Origin of the sequence: Pseudovibrio sp. FO-BEG1, assembly GCF_000236645.1 — a bacterium.
In the GTDB taxonomy this organism is placed as follows: domain Bacteria; phylum Pseudomonadota; class Alphaproteobacteria; order Rhizobiales; family Stappiaceae; genus Pseudovibrio.
Genome location: NC_016642.1, coordinates 4,735,955 through 4,750,627, shown reverse-complemented (window position 1 = coordinate 4,750,627; position 14,673 = coordinate 4,735,955). Strand labels below are relative to the sequence as shown.

At 52.1% G+C, this 14,673-nt stretch carries 15 protein-coding genes; 6 read left to right on the top strand and 9 right to left on the bottom strand.

The window, feature by feature from the left end:
• Positions 1–72 precede the first annotated feature (72 nt).
• A complete protein-coding gene (locus PSE_RS21335; protein WP_208608794.1) occupies positions 73–537 on the top strand; it encodes a plastocyanin/azurin family copper-binding protein in 465 nt (154 codons plus the stop codon).
• A 59-nt stretch (positions 538–596) separates the two neighbouring features.
• Here PSE_RS21335 and PSE_RS21330 read toward each other — a convergent pair whose 3' ends face one another.
• From PSE_RS21330 to PSE_RS21315, 4 genes are all read right to left on the bottom strand, one after another.
• Positions 597–1,496: a DMT family transporter gene (locus PSE_RS21330; protein WP_083841602.1), complete on the bottom strand. Its 900-nt coding sequence runs from the start codon at positions 1,494–1,496 to the stop codon at positions 597–599.
• Between the two features lie 199 nt (positions 1,497–1,695).
• Entirely contained in the window at positions 1,696–1,824 is a 129-nt protein-coding gene (locus PSE_RS27805) for a hypothetical protein (protein WP_256377897.1), read from the bottom strand.
• Positions 1,825–1,992: 168 nt separating this feature from the next.
• Positions 1,993–2,403, bottom strand: coding sequence for a DUF3775 domain-containing protein (locus PSE_RS21320; RefSeq protein ID WP_008547506.1), 411 nt, complete (start codon positions 2,401–2,403; stop codon positions 1,993–1,995).
• Between the two features lie 446 nt (positions 2,404–2,849).
• Positions 2,850–3,248, bottom strand: coding sequence for a GtrA family protein (locus PSE_RS21315; protein ID WP_014286701.1), 399 nt, complete (start codon positions 3,246–3,248; stop codon positions 2,850–2,852).
• 274 nt (positions 3,249–3,522) lie between these two features.
• On the opposite strand from PSE_RS21315, the gene PSE_RS21310 reads away from it, so the two are divergent.
• Positions 3,523–4,722, top strand: coding sequence for a pyridoxal phosphate-dependent aminotransferase (locus PSE_RS21310; RefSeq protein WP_008547844.1), 1,200 nt, complete (start codon positions 3,523–3,525; stop codon positions 4,720–4,722).
• Between the two features lie 122 nt (positions 4,723–4,844).
• On the opposite strand, the gene PSE_RS21305 is transcribed toward PSE_RS21310, so the two are convergent.
• Positions 4,845–5,558 (bottom strand): hypothetical protein, encoded by a 714-nt coding sequence (locus PSE_RS21305; protein WP_014286699.1) that lies wholly within the window; start codon positions 5,556–5,558, stop codon positions 4,845–4,847.
• 448 nt (positions 5,559–6,006) lie between these two features.
• Here PSE_RS21305 and PSE_RS21300 point away from each other — a divergent pair, with 448 nt between their 5' ends.
• Positions 6,007–6,516, top strand: coding sequence for a DUF992 domain-containing protein (locus tag PSE_RS21300; protein WP_008547457.1), 510 nt, complete (start codon positions 6,007–6,009; stop codon positions 6,514–6,516).
• A 246-nt stretch (positions 6,517–6,762) separates the two neighbouring features.
• Positions 6,763–8,823 carry an elongation factor G gene (locus PSE_RS21295; RefSeq protein WP_014286698.1) on the top strand — a complete coding sequence of 687 codons (2,061 nt, stop codon included), beginning with the start codon at positions 6,763–6,765 and terminating at the stop codon, positions 8,821–8,823.
• A 118-nt stretch (positions 8,824–8,941) separates the two neighbouring features.
• On the opposite strand, the gene PSE_RS21290 is transcribed toward PSE_RS21295, so the two are convergent.
• Positions 8,942–9,391: an HIT family protein gene (locus PSE_RS21290; protein WP_014286697.1), complete on the bottom strand. Its 450-nt coding sequence runs from the start codon at positions 9,389–9,391 to the stop codon at positions 8,942–8,944.
• A 26-nt stretch (positions 9,392–9,417) separates the two neighbouring features.
• Here PSE_RS21290 and PSE_RS21285 point away from each other — a divergent pair, with 26 nt between their 5' ends.
• Positions 9,418–10,293: a metallophosphoesterase gene (locus PSE_RS21285; protein WP_148266185.1), complete on the top strand. Its 876-nt coding sequence runs from the start codon at positions 9,418–9,420 to the stop codon at positions 10,291–10,293.
• A gap of 2 nt (positions 10,294–10,295) precedes the next feature.
• Here PSE_RS21285 and PSE_RS21280 read toward each other — a convergent pair whose 3' ends face one another.
• Positions 10,296–11,183, bottom strand: coding sequence for an NAD(P)-dependent oxidoreductase (locus tag PSE_RS21280; RefSeq protein WP_014286695.1), 888 nt, complete (start codon positions 11,181–11,183; stop codon positions 10,296–10,298).
• A gap of 252 nt (positions 11,184–11,435) precedes the next feature.
• Between PSE_RS21280 and msrP the strand changes: the two genes are divergently transcribed.
• Positions 11,436–12,410, top strand: coding sequence for a protein-methionine-sulfoxide reductase catalytic subunit MsrP (msrP, locus tag PSE_RS21275; protein ID WP_014286693.1), 975 nt, complete (start codon positions 11,436–11,438; stop codon positions 12,408–12,410).
• Between the two features lie 234 nt (positions 12,411–12,644).
• Here the strand turns inward: msrP and PSE_RS27350 are convergent, their stop codons facing one another.
• Positions 12,645–12,788 carry a hypothetical protein gene (locus tag PSE_RS27350; protein WP_162097435.1) on the bottom strand — a complete coding sequence of 48 codons (144 nt, stop codon included), beginning with the start codon at positions 12,786–12,788 and terminating at the stop codon, positions 12,645–12,647.
• Between the two features lie 946 nt (positions 12,789–13,734).
• A complete protein-coding gene (locus PSE_RS21270; protein WP_008548057.1) occupies positions 13,735–14,646 on the bottom strand; it encodes a LysR family transcriptional regulator in 912 nt (303 codons plus the stop codon).
• Positions 14,647–14,673: the final 27 nt, after the last annotated feature.

Here is a 14,673-nt window from a genome sequence, read left to right as displayed (position 1 = left end):
TAGATCAATGCAGTCTGTCCGTTCGGGATGCATTTTTGATAATAATTCCGAATTGCAGTTGGACGTGTCTCGATGAAAAGAATTCTCTCAACCTTGGCCCTGAGTGTGTTGATGGCGGGTGGTGCGCTTGCTGAGGAGGGTAAGACGTATTCCGTTAATCAGGTAACTGATGCCAGTGCGAATACGCCTTCTCATATGTTCCGGTTTGAGCCGGATCTGCTTGAAGTTCCGCTGGGCGCCACTGTTAAGTTTGATAATTTTGATGGCAACCACACTGTTATTTCGATCAAGAAGATGACACCGGAAGGTGGGCCGAAGTTCAAGTTCAGCAAGATGTCTCCTGACCGGAATGTGACCTTCGATACGCCGGGCATTTATGGCGTGACCTGCGGTATTCATGGTCGCTTTGGTATGGCGATGATTATCAAGGTGGGTGAAGACAATGCTGAGGATCTGAAGAGTGCGCGCACTGTGGTGCCGGGTGGCCGTATGGGCACCAAGATCTCTCAGATATTGGATCGGCTGGAAGACAAGTAAGTCCAGATGTAACAAAGGCAGCCGAAGGGCTGCCTTTTTTGATAGTGATGTCGGTTAAGCTATTCAGCCTGTGCCACACTGCGCCTGGATTTGATGTAGTGCGGTCCGACTTCCACCAGCAGGATGCCGCTGAATATCAGAGCGCAGCCGACCATACCGATTGGGGCGATGCGCTCTCCCAGAATGACAGCAGCTGCCAAAGCTGCGAACAGTGCTTCTGAAGAGAGCATGATTGCTGCGTCAGATGGTGTTGTCCATTGCTGGCCGAATGCCTGGAATGTGAAAGCAACGCCACCGGACAAAGCGCCTGCAAAGAAGATCTCAAACCATGCGTTCTGCAAGGACTGCAGGGAATAGCTCTCGAAGAAGAGTGAGAGGAACACGCAGATCACGCCGATGGACGCGAACTGGATGACGGCGATGGTGATCGGGCGGCCTGATGTGCTTGCGAGGCGTCCTACGAAGATCACCTGAAGCGCCCAGAAGACGGCACAGATCAGCATGAGCAGGTCGCCTGCATTTAGAGCTGTCAGACCTCCGCCGAGCAGGTAGATGCCGAGCAGGGTGAACAAGCTGGCTGGCCAGACGAGGAAGTGGGGACGTCCTTTAAAGAACAGCGTCACGAGGATTGGCGTCAACACAACATAAATGGCTGTCAGAAAACCGGCGTTGGTGACGCTGGTGATGACGATGCCGTATTGCTGCAGAACCGTGCCCAGAGTGAAGGCAACACAAATCGTCAAAAGTGCCGGCATATGTGCCTTGGTCAGCTTTTTGGTGTTGTGAATGCGGCGTTCTCGCAGAGCAAATGGCAGGATCACCAAGGTCGCGAGAAGGAAGCGCAGGCCAGTGAACTGCAATGGGCCAAGATTTTCCATTGCGGTTGACTGCGCGACAAAGGCCATACCCCAGATGAGGCCGGCCATAAGAAGAAGAATGTTTGCAGATGCCCTAGTCATGCCGCAGCTGTACTGCAAGCGAATAGGCGCCGCAAGCGGTCTGTCAACGCTTCCGTTGAAATTCTCTCAAGACGATTTTGAGCTTCTGATCACTGCCAGATACGTTGCGTTTGCTTACGCTCGTGCTGCGTGTGCTGGCGATTGTCTTTCAGGCATGGCTCTTTGTCATCCGGTTGAACTCAACCAAATGACAGATGCTTTAAAAGACGAAGAGGACCATAAACATGATGCCGACAAAGGCGGCAATGATGGTGGCCGCTACAGGCCATGGTGACTGGGCATGGTCGACGTGTTCTTTACGATGGTAGTCAACTGGCGAGGTTCTCATTGTGTCCCCCTGCGGCCCGGGTCAGTTGTGTTCCTGAGTAGGGGCCGATAGACGCGGATAACATCGAATACAGAAAGTATATATTACTGGAAATTGGTGTGTTCGAGATACCACAGGTTGAGCTTAAGCAGATCACTCAATTGCAAAACTGCTATGGCCCATATTTTCTCATAGATTTAGAGCTTCGAGACCAGCCTCAAGATAATCAGGCAAGAGTGGTAACCCAAGCAGGTAGGTTGAGACCGGAGAAGTGGATCGTTCACGTGCTTCGGCGAAGGCCAGATCGAGGTCTCCCTGATCATAATCTCCCCGTCCGATCCATGCGATTGCGACCAGCTCAGTTGCTTCATCGACGTTCAGATCGTCAATGATTTCTCTCAGCTCAGACTCTGAAAAGTCATCGTGCTCTTCTTCTGCAAGCCCGTCATGGTGGTGAACGTTTTCCAGTTTTTCCGTGTCAAAGGACAGATCGCCTTCGTGCCCGTCTTCGTAAGTGTCTGGCAGGCTTTCGGAAACAGCGCGCGCTTTTTGTACGATCATGCGAACAGTATCTGCAGATAGTGCTAGTTCTACGGCCATCTTGCGTCCCCGCTTATTGCTGTAGGAGAACGTTACTCCTGTTCGGAATTATTCTGCAAGTGGAACTTATGGAACACCTGCCTGCATTCCAATCGGGCTGAAGGGCAGTATGGCGCTGCCAGCTGTAATAGGTGATTTAAGCGGCGGAAAAGAAAAGGGATTTGGTTAAATGGCCGTTAGTGAACTGCTCAAACTTTTCGTATGTAGTTCTACTGAGCGGAATACTGGATATCGTTATGGTTAAAAAAAACAGTATATACCGCAACGGCAGGACTTGTTTGTGCGCTGCACCTGCGAGTAGCATTTGATTCAAGGGCGAAATTACAATCAAATCTCCCAGAAATTATAGGTGCTGGCGGACCTGAGTGCATGGTGCTGGCAGGGTTGTTTATTGCCCTGTCGGCACTGCCAAATTACCCCATTTCACTTTATAGGACAGGCTGCTATCAGCTCTTGAAGGCGTAGATCTTTGAGAGCACGAAATTGAATGTCATGGACACGAGCGTGGCGAGGATCACGGCCAGATAGGTGGAAAAGCCCTCGATCAGGGTGATGAGCGCGCCATAGGTGCTGTAGTTGATGACCGCACCCAGGCTGTTGACCAGAACGAATCTGAAGTACTCACCCAGCGGGCTGCCTTCTGAGCGGAAGGTGAAGACGCGATTCCAAAACCAGTTGTTGGTCATGGCAACCCAGATGGTTAGGATCCGCGCGATGAGGGGATCGAGGCCAACTACCTGCCAGAAGAAGGCGAGGGCGGCGAGGTCCACCACAAGACCGGAGCCTCCGACCATTCCAAAGCGAATGAACTGATTTTCTAGGAGTTTTCGCAGCAGGATGTTCACGGGAGTTGGGCTCTCTGTTCTGGTTTCACCAGCTAAATTTTTTGGTGTTGCAACGTATGGGCTGCTTATCGCTGTTCTGGCAGAAATACAAGAGACGCTGCGTCACAGAACCTGCGATTATATCTGGGGAGTAATATTTGAAAAAATCTGCAGTCTTTGGCGAAATTTGAGCCGAAAAACTAGCCTGTTTGCGCTTGCCAAGCCATGGTCTGCGCCTTAGGGTCTGCGCGCACTTATTTTGCGAAGAACGCACCCGCTTCTATTGGAGGGCATTATGGGCTTTATCGCTGACTCGCTGTCTCGTGTGAAACCATCTGCAACGATTGCAGTGACCACGAAGGCACGCGAACTGAAAGCCGCTGGCCGCGACGTTATCGGCCTTGGTGCTGGCGAGCCGGATTTTGACACGCCAGAAAACATTAAAGCTGCTGCGATTGCAGCCATTAATGGCGGCAAAACAAAATACACAGCGGTTGATGGCACTCCTGAGCTGAAACAGGCAATCAGCGCGAAGTTTCTGCGCGACAATGGCCTGAAGTATGAGCCAAACCAGATTACTGTCGGTACCGGTGGTAAGCAGGTGCTCTACAATGCGTTGATCGCAACCATCAATCCGGGCGATGAAGTTCTCATCCCAACTCCATACTGGGTGTCTTACCCGGATATGGTGCTGCTTGCTGGTGGTGAGCCAGTGGTTGTTGAAGCGGATCAGAAGACCTTCAAGATCACTCCGGAAGCTCTGGAAGCGGCGATCACGCCTAAGACCAAGTGGCTGATCTTCAACTCACCATCCAACCCGTCCGGTGCTGGCTATACTCGTGATGAGCTGAAAGCTCTGACCGACGTGCTGCTGAAGCATCCACATGTTTGGATCATGTCTGACGACATGTATGAGCATCTGGTCTATGACGACTTTGAGTTCACCACTCCTGCGCAGATCGAGCCTAAGCTTTATGAGCGCACTCTGACTGTGAATGGTGTTTCCAAAGCGTACTCCATGACCGGTTGGCGTATTGGGTATGCGGGTGGTCCTGTTGATCTGATCAAAGCAATGGCGAAGGTTCAGTCTCAGTCCACTTCGAACCCGTGCTCCATCTCTCAGGCAGCTGCGGTTGAAGCGCTGAATGGTACGCAGGACTTTATCCCGGTCAACAACAAGGTCTTCCAGGATCGTCGTGATCTGGTTGTGTCCATGCTGAACCAGGCGTCTGGCCTTGAGTGTCCGGTTCCAGAGGGGGCGTTCTACGTGTTCCCATCCTGTGCAGGCACCATCGGTAAGACAGCGCCATCCGGTAAGGTCCTTGAGACTGATCTGGACTTTGCAAGCGAGCTTCTGGAAACAGAGGGTGTTGCTGTTGTACCGGGTTCTGCGTTCGGTCTGGGTCCAAACTTCCGCGTTTCCTACGCGACTTCCACTGAAGCTCTGACCGAGGCATGCACTCGTATTCAGCGTTTCTGCGGAAACCTGAAGTAAGCGATTTTCTGAAGTGGATGTCTGGGAGATCTCAGGCATCCGGTTTCAAGCGACAGATACAAAAAAAGGCGCCGCATCACGCAGCGCCTTTTTTGTTTTAGGTGTTTCGCGAAACTGGAGGCTTAGTCCGGGAGGAGGGCGTCCAGAATGTAGCTGTTGTTGACGAATGTACCGCGGCTTTCTTCAACCAGTGTCTGTGCATCGGCGAAGGAGAAGCGAACACCTGCCATGATGGACGCGTTTTCGAGCTTCTCTGAGCGCAGGTCTGCGAACATTGTCATGCCATTGGCTGTTTCTGTGCCTGGCTTGAATTCCATACCCATCGCGTAGATATGGTTTTCGCGCAGGTAGCGGTAACCTGCATAGAAGCGGGCATTTTCGCTGGCATAGTAAGATGCGGTTGCACCACCCATGACAGAACCCATGTCGTCGATCATCTGCACACCGATGAGACCATCTACAGACAGATTTTCGAAGTGAACCTGTGCTTCTGCTCCAACGTAGCCGAGGGATCCGGAACCACCGTTGATCTGTGCTGCAGAGCCTACAAGACCGAAGTAGTTGTAGTCTTGCGTGCGGAAGCCCATGCGGCCAGTGCCGGCATAGAAGCCATAGTCTCTGGTTCCGCCTGCGGTCGCATCAAACTGGGATGCAAAGCCCGGGCCCTGCCCGAACGCAGCTGTTCCTGACAACAGGCCCAGCATCTTGCCTTCGAGAGCCCCGAAAGCAGTGGTGATGCGGGCATTGATGGGATTTGCCTGCGCGATCGCTGGAAGAGTTGCAATGGCTATTGCACCGGTTACGCCAAACAATAGTGTCTTAAAATTGGAGCGCATTGCTGATTCTCCGTACTCAATTTTCTGAGTGGAGCATTCCGTTTTTTATTTAAAACATTGTTCTAAAGTGTCCCATTATGGGGCAAATCGTTAGGCTTAATATCTATGGTTAATAATCGGTTTACGGCTCACTGAAATCTGTTTGTGATATATGATTTATCGATTTTTCTGAGCTAAGCCGTTCTGTATGCGTGACTTTTCGTAGGCGGGGGCAAATCCTTTAAGGAAAACTTAGGGTTAACTGGCGTGGAAGAGGGGCAGGTGAGAAGGGGCTGTCCAGAGTTTATGGTGAAAATCCTAATCACGAATTCTAACGCTAATCACTAGGTAAAAATAACAGCTGAACTAAGCGGAGTGTTCACTCTGATCGTAGCAAGGCTTTGACAGGCCATACTGTTTGGTCTCCCATTGTGCAAAGGTCGTAGTGCCTGAGCATTGGAGAACAATAATGAGAAAATGCCTTGCTTTAGCTGCTGTCGCCGCTCTTGGTTTCAGCACTTCCGCCTATTCTGCTGACACTCCTACAACTCCCCCTGAAGAACCAAAGAAAGATCGTCCCGGTGTGGAAGTCGGGTCTTTGACCTGTGATCTGGTTGCTGGCACCAACTTCATTGTTGGCTCCTCCCATGAGCTGTCCTGTGTGTTCAAGTCACCCAGCGGCAAACGCATTGAGGGCTATACCGGCACCATCAACAGTTATGGTCTGGATATCGGTCCTGTGACCTCTGGTACGTTGGTTTGGGGTGTTGTGGCACCTAAGGCTAATTTGAAGCCAGGTTCTCTTGCCGGGAACTATGGCGGTGTTTCAGCTGGTGTGACGCTGGGTGCTGGTGTGCAAGCCAACGTTCTGCTGGGCGGCCTGAACCGTTCCATCGCACTGCAGCCTTTGAGCTTGCAGGGGCAGACCGGCGCGAACATTACAGCTGGTGTAACAGGGTTGCGGCTGACCAAGCAGTGATCCTTTAAATCTTAGGGGGATGGTGAAACCTAACCCTTTGATCCTTATAAATTGCACCGGTTCATATTGTGCGGCGGACTGTCACGTTTCAGTCCGTCGTTGTTTTGGCGCTTGCATATCACAGTGTTTCCGAGTGACGATACTTATCCAGAGTCTTATAATTCTCTGGAAGGCGCGTGTGATTTTGCGCCGCCATGGCGCAGACGCCCGTGCCTGCTTCCCAAACCCAAACAGGGAGTATGGATCATGGGAGAAAAGCATGTCGGAGTTGCCGGAGGCAGGGTTAGCAGCCCTCGTTCGGTTGCCATTATTGGACCTTTCGCAAGTGGCAAGACCACACTGCTGGAAGCTCTTCTAGCGCGAACGGGGGCTATTGGGCGACAGGGAAGTGTTGACGCGAAAAGCTCACTGGGTGACAGCAGTGACGAAGCGCGCGACCACGCAATGAGCGTTGAGGCGAACATTGCCACCTGCACCTACAAGGGCGATCACTTCACATTTATCGACTGCCCTGGATCCGTAGAATTTCTTCATGAAGGCAACAGTGTGTTAAACGGTGTTGATATTGCCGTTGTTGTTGCTGAGCCAGATGAAAAGAAGACAGCAGCTCTTCAGCTCATTCTGAAATCACTTGAACAGCGGAATATCCCGCATGTTCTCTTCCTTAACAAAATTGACAAGGCAACCGGCAGTGTGCGGGCGATGCTGCAGGCATTGCAGCCAGCTTCCAGTTTGCCGATGGTTCTGCGCCAGATCCCGATTTGGGAGAACGGCGTGGCGACAGGCTTTATTGACCTGGCGCTGGAACGAGCCTTTGTTTACCAGGATGGCAAGCCAAGCAAGACCATTGAAATTCCTGATGATGAGCGCGGTCGTGAGGTGGAAGCGCGCTATGCCATGATGGAAATGCTGGCTGACCACGATGATGTTCTGATGGAGCAGCTCCTTGAGGATGAGTCTCCTGAGAATGAAATCATTTTCGACGACCTTGTGCAGGAAATGCAGCGCGGTGAGATCTGCCCTGTGTTCATTGGCAGCGCGATCAAAGGCAATGGCATTCGTCGTTTGCTGAAGGCTCTGCGCCATGATGCACCGGATGTGGTTGATACCCGCAAGCGCCTTGGCCTTGCTGAGGATGAGGCGGTTCTTCAGGTGCTGAAGACCTATCACACTTCTCATGGCGGCAAGCTCTCTGTTGCCCGTCTGTTTGGTGGTTCGCTGAAAGAAGGCGCGCTTCTCTATGATAGCCATGGTGAAGAGTATCGTCCTTCTGGTCTCTTCCAGATGTTTGGTTTGCAGCCGAAGAAGATTACGGAGGCTGCGGCTGGTGATCTGGTGGCACTTGGCAAGTTGGATGACATTGAGACAGGCATGACCCTTGCTGTGGGTGCCCAGCCTAAGGAAACTCTCTTTGTTCCGGGCAGCCCTGATCCCGTACTGTCTAAAGGCATCAAGGCTACTGAGCGCAAGGACGAGGTTCGCCTCTCTACTGCTCTTTCCAAGCTGGTGGATGAAGATCCATCCCTGAGCGTGACACAGGTGCAGAGCACTGGTGAGACCGTTCTGGAAGGGCAGGGCGAAATGCACCTGCGTGTGGCTCTTGAGAAACTGACTGGCCGTTATGGTTTGTCCGTGAAGAGCTTTGAGCCTCGCATTCCTTATAAGGAAACCATTCGCGGTAAAACTGAGCTGCGTGGACGCCATAAGAAACAGAGTGGCGGTCATGGTCAGTTTGGTGATGTGGTGCTGGCCATTCAGCCAATGCCTCGCGGTGAAGGCCACAGCTTCAATGACACGATTACCGGTGGTGTGGTGCCGAAGCAGTATATTCCATCTGTGGGTGAAGGCGTGAAAGAAGCGCTTGAGAAAGGGCCTTTGGGCTTCCCGGTCGTGGATGTGGCTGTGACGCTGAAGGATGGTTCTTACCATTCCGTGGACAGCTCTGATCAGGCGTTCCGAATGGCCGGTATTCTCGCCATGAGAGATGGCCTGAAGGAATGTAAGCCTGTGCTGCTTGAGCCAATCGACAAGGTGGTTGTGGCTTGTCCGTCAGAGACGACGGCACGCATCAATGCGATTGTCTCTGGTCGTCGTGGTCAGATCCTCGGGTTTGATGCTCGTGATGACTGGGATGGCTGGGATGAAGTGGAAGCTATGATCCCAGAGAGTGAGCTCAGCGATCTTATTGTGGAGCTTCGCTCTGCAACAGCCGGTGTGGCCACATTCTCCCGCAACTTTGACCATCTGGCCGAGCTTTCCGGCAAGGCCGCGGACAAAGTCATCGAGAGTGCAACAGCACCTGCCTAACACTCCAGAGCTTGTGCGCGTATTCTTATCCGAAAACCGGAACCACTTTTCAGGAATACGTTCCAACGTGAGACAGAAAAAGAACCCGGGGCCGAGCTCCGGGTTTTTCTTTTGGGGATCAGGCGCTCTCGGTCATCAGCTCTTTAAGCTCGGAGATGAACTGTGCCATCTCAGAATGCCCACCTTTCGGTGCTTCCGGCCATTCGGTTACCTTTGTCCCCCAGTACTCTCTGGGCGTGCCTTTGTAGCGTGGCATGAGCCAGACATGAAGATGAGCAACTGCATCCCCAAACACCCACGTGTAGACATGCTCGATCTCCTCATGCGCATAGAGGAGGCCAGTGATCTGCCCAATCAGAGAACCAAGCTTGCCAGCTTGCTCAGGAGGGAGCTCTGACCAGTTCTGAACGTGCGTTCGCGGTTCAATGATCAAAGCTCCAATAAGATTGGAACCGTCCTCAGTCCGATCCGGAGCATGCGCAACAATGAAGTCGTCATACCCATCGATATCGATCGTCAGGTCGGATGTGAGGGTCTTGTGTTTTGTACAGACAAAGCAATCGGTCATGGTGCAGGTATTCTCGAATAATAATTTTGGGCGGTGGTGCTCAAACCGTCACCTCCGCTAATATGAGTCAGAATAAGGTATTTTGTGTCGCTTTTGGTTTAAATTCCAGATTTGAGTATGCCATGCTTGTTGCCCAAATTTCAGATATTCACGCTAATCCTAACAATAACAACCTCCAACGATTAAATGCTGTTATTGCATGGTTGGAAGTAGTTCAGCCGGACGTATTGATTGTATCGGGTGACCTAGTAGATGATCGATGGGCTGATGGTTACGGCCTGATATTGGATGCGTTGGCTCCCCTATCCGGGCGGCGCTTTGTTTTACCGGGAAATGCAGATGATCGCCATTTGATGCGGGAGTGTCTTCCTAAGGAAGACTATTGGCATCATCCTTATGAAATGCACTTTGCTGAGAGCGTTGGCGGCGTAACTTTTGTAGGTGTCGATACCTGTCTCGATGGGGAAACAGAAGGATCAGTTCCGGAGCATTTGAGTTGGCTGGAGCAAACGCTTGACCGATGTGAGACAGGAACTGCCTTTCTATTTACGCATCAGCATTTGTTCCCGAGTGGTATTGAGCCAGCAGATAAGTTTATCTGTCAGGGAACAGATCAGTTAGAGAGCATGTTAAAATCGTGCTCTAATCCGCCAGTTGCTATGAGTAGCGGGCATGTACATCGTAGCATGTCCAGTATGATCGCAGGTGTTCCAGCTTACATATGTGGCTCTGTTTGCCTTGCTAACCCCTTGCTTCTGGATGTGTCTTGGCAGCTACCGTCTGAGCAGCTTCCAGCACTTATGCTACATGACTTCAGGAGCGGCAGGTTGGTTAGCAGTCATGTCAGTGTTGACGGCTTAAACGCGCTTTCCTCTCAATCTAGGCATCTTGTCTCGGCATAATTTTATTTCGTTATCGGTGGCAGGGAAGCTGTGCGGGCTTTTAGGCGGGCTAGGGAGGACCAGTCTTCGTCGGCGTATCCGGCTTTGATGGCGGAGCGGAGTTGGTCTGTGATGATGTCTGCCATGGGGAGATCTATCCCGAGGGCCTGGGCTTCCTGCTGGGCCAGGCTGACGTCTTTCAGACCCAGAGTGGTTTTGAAGCCGGGTTTGGGGCTTTGCTCGCGGGCGATCAGGGGAGCATAAGCCTTAAAGGCGGGGGCGCTGAAGAGAGTTTCGGTTACCAGCGTGAGGAAGACTTCCGGATCAATACCTGCCTTTCGTGTGAAGGTGAAGCTCTCAGCGAGTACTTCCACGACTGTGGCCAGCATGAAGTTCATTCCGAGTTTGGTGATTGCGGCTTGACGCGGTGTTGGGCCCATCCAGAACTGACGCGCAGATATGGCCTCCAGAACAGAGCGGACTTCCTCTACAGCGTCCTGCGGGCCCGCAGTGACAGCGACGAGTTCTCCTGCTGTGGCTTTGTCTGGTCGCCCCAAAACGGGGACGCATAGAAATCTGATGCCGGCTTGTTCATGGGCATTTGTGAGCTTGTCGACCATGGGTGGACTGATGGTGCTATGGGAGATGGAGATGCTGTTCTTTTTGAGAGGGAGGGCGAGTGTTTCGCCTGAGAGATAGACGGCTTCCACCGCCGCATCGTCAGACAGCATGGTGCAGACGATATCGCAGTCCGTGAAGTCTTGCAGGGATTGGGCCTGTGTTGCTCCATTTGCGATAAGGGCTGCAGCCTTTTCCGGAGAGCGATTGTAGACCTTAAGCTCGTGTTCCTTGTTGATGCGCTGGGCCATGCCCAGACCCATTGCGCCGAGGCCGATAAATCCGATGGTCATTGTCTCACTCCTGACTGGCTCTGCTGGCAGCAGATTAAGCCGGCGGAGTGTTGCAAGGCGTTTCGTGGACTTGCTGAATTTGAAGAAATGTATCTTGAAGCGCGTTTGGGAGGGGAGGATGCAGGTGCTTCTTGTCTTCGATCACGCGCGGTATCACGGGGGCTTTACTTGAAGTTTAGGGAGTTTCGCAGCTAAGTCATAGGCAATATTGGTAGAGATTACTGTAACCCTTACCTGCTGGGAGATGGCAGCATGAACATTATTCATAGGCCTGAATGGATTATTCCGGAAAGAGAAGCGACACCTGAGGATGTGTTCTTCAACCGGCGCAGGTTTATGAAAGGCTTGGGTGCCGTGGGCCTTGGTCTGGCAGCTGGCGGTGGTGGCCTTGTGAGCAGTGTGTTTGCTCAAGAGGGCAAAGATCCGACGCTCGACCTTTACCCAGCCAAGCAGAACCCTGACTTTACGCTTAAACGCGCGATTACGCCTGAAAGCGTAACTTCGGTTTACAACAACTTCTATGAGTTTGGATCTCACAAGCGCATTTCTGGTGCTGCGCAGGCGCTGAAGATCCGTCCTTGGGCGATCACCATTGATGGTCTGGTCGATAACCCGCAGACCATCGACTTTGATGATCTGGTGCGCAAGATGCCATTGCAGGAGCGTCTGTACCGTCACCGCTGCGTGGAAGCGTGGGCGATGGCTGTGCCGTGGACTGGTTTCCCGCTGGCGGAGCTGGTGAAGTACGCTGGGCCTCAGAACGGTGCCAAATACATTCGCTTTGAGACCTTTGAAGATTCCGACGTGGCCAGTGGTCAGCGTCAGTTTTGGTATCCATGGCCTTACGTTGAAGGTGTGACCATGGATGAAGCGATGAACGACCTGGCGTTTGTTGCGACTGGTATCTATGGCAAGCCGCTGCTGAAGCAGTATGGCGCGCCGATCCGTCTGGTGATGCCGTGGAAGTATGGCTTCAAATCCATCAAGTCCATCGTGAAGATCACCTTCACTGATGAGCGTCCAGTCAGCTTCTGGGAAAAGATTGGCCCAAGCGAGTATGGCTTCTGGGCGAATGTGAACCCTGAAGTGCCGCATGCGCGCTGGTCTCAGGCAACTGAGCGTTTGTTGGGAACGGATGAACGTGTGCCGACACAGCTGTTCAACGGCTACGCAGAGCAGGTGGCGCACCTTTACAAAGATCTGCAAGGGCAAGACCTCTACAAGTAAGAGGCACTCCCACGAGCTTTAGAAGAGGCCTGAGCGAACTCCGCTTAGGCCTTTTTTGTTGGTGCATTCCGGCGCGCAGTTGTGGCTGCGTTTGGTGAAATCGCCCGGATACTCAATGGGTTTTGATGGCTGCAGCTTTGGGCAGGACTGAACTGGAAGGATAAACTGCCTGATGCTGTGGATAATTGAAAAGCGGCGTGTCCTCGTCAAAAGAGGAATCAGTTCAGGCCGCTTTTATTCTGCCGGAATGTGCAAAGTGATTTGGGTGCTCATACGCTCTGCCTTGTCGGCTTCGCTGATGGCGTGGGAGATTTCGCCATAGATTGCGAAAAGTGCGCAGGCAACCAGAGTATAAAAAGCTTTTCTCAGGTCATTCACATCCACTACCTCGGATATTTGCCAATAGGTATGATTCGATAAGTAAAGGATGCAAGGTGATTTGTAATTTCGCTGATTAGGGGTGGTGAAATTTCACTGTTTGAAGATTTACCTAGGAAATTTATAGTTAATTCAAGTGTATTTTGCAGAAATTACTAGTTTTGATGGTTTGGGAATACCTCGAATCTAACGGGTTTTCCCTTGGTCTGGCTGCGCAATAGCCTGTTGAATCCGCATGTCTCTGCGTGCATCTGAGATAGTTGATTTTTTAGTTTGCTCAAAAAGTAAGCGGGCCTGGTTTGTTGTTGAGTAGTGTGATCTCGGTGCTGGTGGAGCGGTACTTTTCGAGTCTCCATGTTTCTCAAAAATCGCATAGAGAACAGCTGATTAGGCCTGGAGGTGGCTTTGAGTGCCTTGAGGCATGATGGGCTTTTGAAGATTTCGCTGGCTTAAAACCTAAGGAAACCCCTCGGTCACTTTGGCGATTTGGCAAAAAAAAACCGGACCATGCGGTCCGGTTTAGAAGTGATGAATGATAAAGCACCTAATGGGTGCAATCACCTTCCAGAGGGGAACAGTTGATCGAATGTTGGAGCCACTGGGAGGAGAGGTGTGGCAGCAACTGATCAACAGCAGGTGTATATATGCAGTGCAGCGCCGAAACAGCAATCCTTAATTTTTGCATTGCAGCTATGCATTTTGTGAAGGGCTTGAGGCGCTCGGAACTTCCTTGCAGGATCTGACAACTATCATAAAGCTAACTCTGCGTAAGATATTGTCATTTCGGGATGTGCAGGCCTCAAAAAAGCCTCTCATGTTGCTTGAGAGGCTTCAAAAGAGATCCGAAATATTTTTTATTTTGCGGTGCAAAACTTCTGGTTGATTCCACTGAGGAGGCTAATCAAGCCAAATCAGTTCTGTTGCGGAGCCTGAACTGCGTTTTGAACTAGTGAGTCCAGCGTTCTGCATAGGAGACGAGGAAGTCTCTGAAGGCTGTCACGCGGGCAGTGTTCTTCAGTTCGGACGGATACACGAAGTAAGTGTCGAAGCTTGGCAGTTCTTCCTGTGTGACGGACATAACGCGTTTGATGCCTGCACCCGGCTCAACCATGTAGTCCGGCAGGATCGCGATGCCTACGCCGGTCTGAACGGCTTTCTTGATGCCGGAGAGGTTGTTCACGCGCAGGGAGACGTCACGACGCTCACCGTTTGGCAGGCCAGCAGTTGCGAGCCAGTTCATGGCGCGTAGGTAAGAGGCCATGTTGTCGCCGATGGTGATCAGACGATGATGGTCCAGATCGTCAATGGTGCTCGGGCTGCCATAGCGCTCGATGTATTTCGGTGACGCATAGACGTGGAAGTGCACCGTGAAGAGCTTGCGCTGGATAAGGTCCGGCTGGGTTGGCTGACGCAGGCGGATGGCCACGTCGGCCTCACGCATGCCCAGATCCAGCTCATCATCCATACAGATGATTTCCAGACGCATGTCCGGATAAAGGTCCACGAACTCGTTGACACGAGCAGTGAGCCAGGTTGAGCCGAGACCCACAGTGGTGGTGACACGGAGCGTGCCACTCGGCTTTTCCTTGGTGTCTGTCAGGCGGGACTGAACGGTTTCCAGTTTCAGCAGAACTTCACGGGCGGTTCTGTAAAGGAGCTCGCCTTGTTCTGTCGGGATCAGTCCACGCGCATGACGGTGGAAGAGGGGGACACCCAGCTCAGCTTCAAGGGCACTTACCTGACGGCTGACAGCCGACTGGCTCATGTTGAGAGCTTCGCCTGCATGGGTAAAGCTTCCTGCCTGTGCTGCTGCATGAAAAATTCGCAGCTTGTCCCAATCTAAAGAACGGCCTGGCATCTGCTTTCCCCCAATCTTCCCAGTTTG

Bases quoted from the DNA above. Each gene is read 5' to 3' on its own strand.
- PSE_RS21280 (WP_014286695.1), bottom strand. From the start codon at position 11,183: ATGACCATCGGATTTATCGGCCTCGGCGCAATGGGTCTGGGCATGGCC.
- PSE_RS21320 (WP_008547506.1), bottom strand. From the start codon at position 2,403: ATGGCCGTAGAACTAGCACTATCTGCAGATACTGTTCGCATGATCGTA.
- PSE_RS21300 (WP_008547457.1), top strand. From the start codon at position 6,007: ATGAGAAAATGCCTTGCTTTAGCTGCTGTCGCCGCTCTTGGTTTCAGC.
- PSE_RS21330 (WP_083841602.1), bottom strand. From the start codon at position 1,496: ATGACTAGGGCATCTGCAAACATTCTTCTTCTTATGGCCGGCCTCATC.
- PSE_RS21290 (WP_014286697.1), bottom strand. From the start codon at position 9,391: ATGACCGATTGCTTTGTCTGTACAAAACACAAGACCCTCACATCCGAC.
- PSE_RS21335 (WP_208608794.1), top strand. From the start codon at position 73: ATGAAAAGAATTCTCTCAACCTTGGCCCTGAGTGTGTTGATGGCGGGT.
- PSE_RS27805 (WP_256377897.1), bottom strand. From the start codon at position 1,824: ATGAGAACCTCGCCAGTTGACTACCATCGTAAAGAACACGTCGACCAT.
- PSE_RS21305 (WP_014286699.1), bottom strand. From the start codon at position 5,558: ATGCGCTCCAATTTTAAGACACTATTGTTTGGCGTAACCGGTGCAATA.
- PSE_RS21295 (WP_014286698.1), top strand. From the start codon at position 6,763: ATGGGAGAAAAGCATGTCGGAGTTGCCGGAGGCAGGGTTAGCAGCCCT.
- PSE_RS21270 (WP_008548057.1), bottom strand. From the start codon at position 14,646: ATGCCAGGCCGTTCTTTAGATTGGGACAAGCTGCGAATTTTTCATGCA.
- msrP (WP_014286693.1), top strand. From the start codon at position 11,436: ATGAACATTATTCATAGGCCTGAATGGATTATTCCGGAAAGAGAAGCG.
- PSE_RS21310 (WP_008547844.1), top strand. From the start codon at position 3,523: ATGGGCTTTATCGCTGACTCGCTGTCTCGTGTGAAACCATCTGCAACG.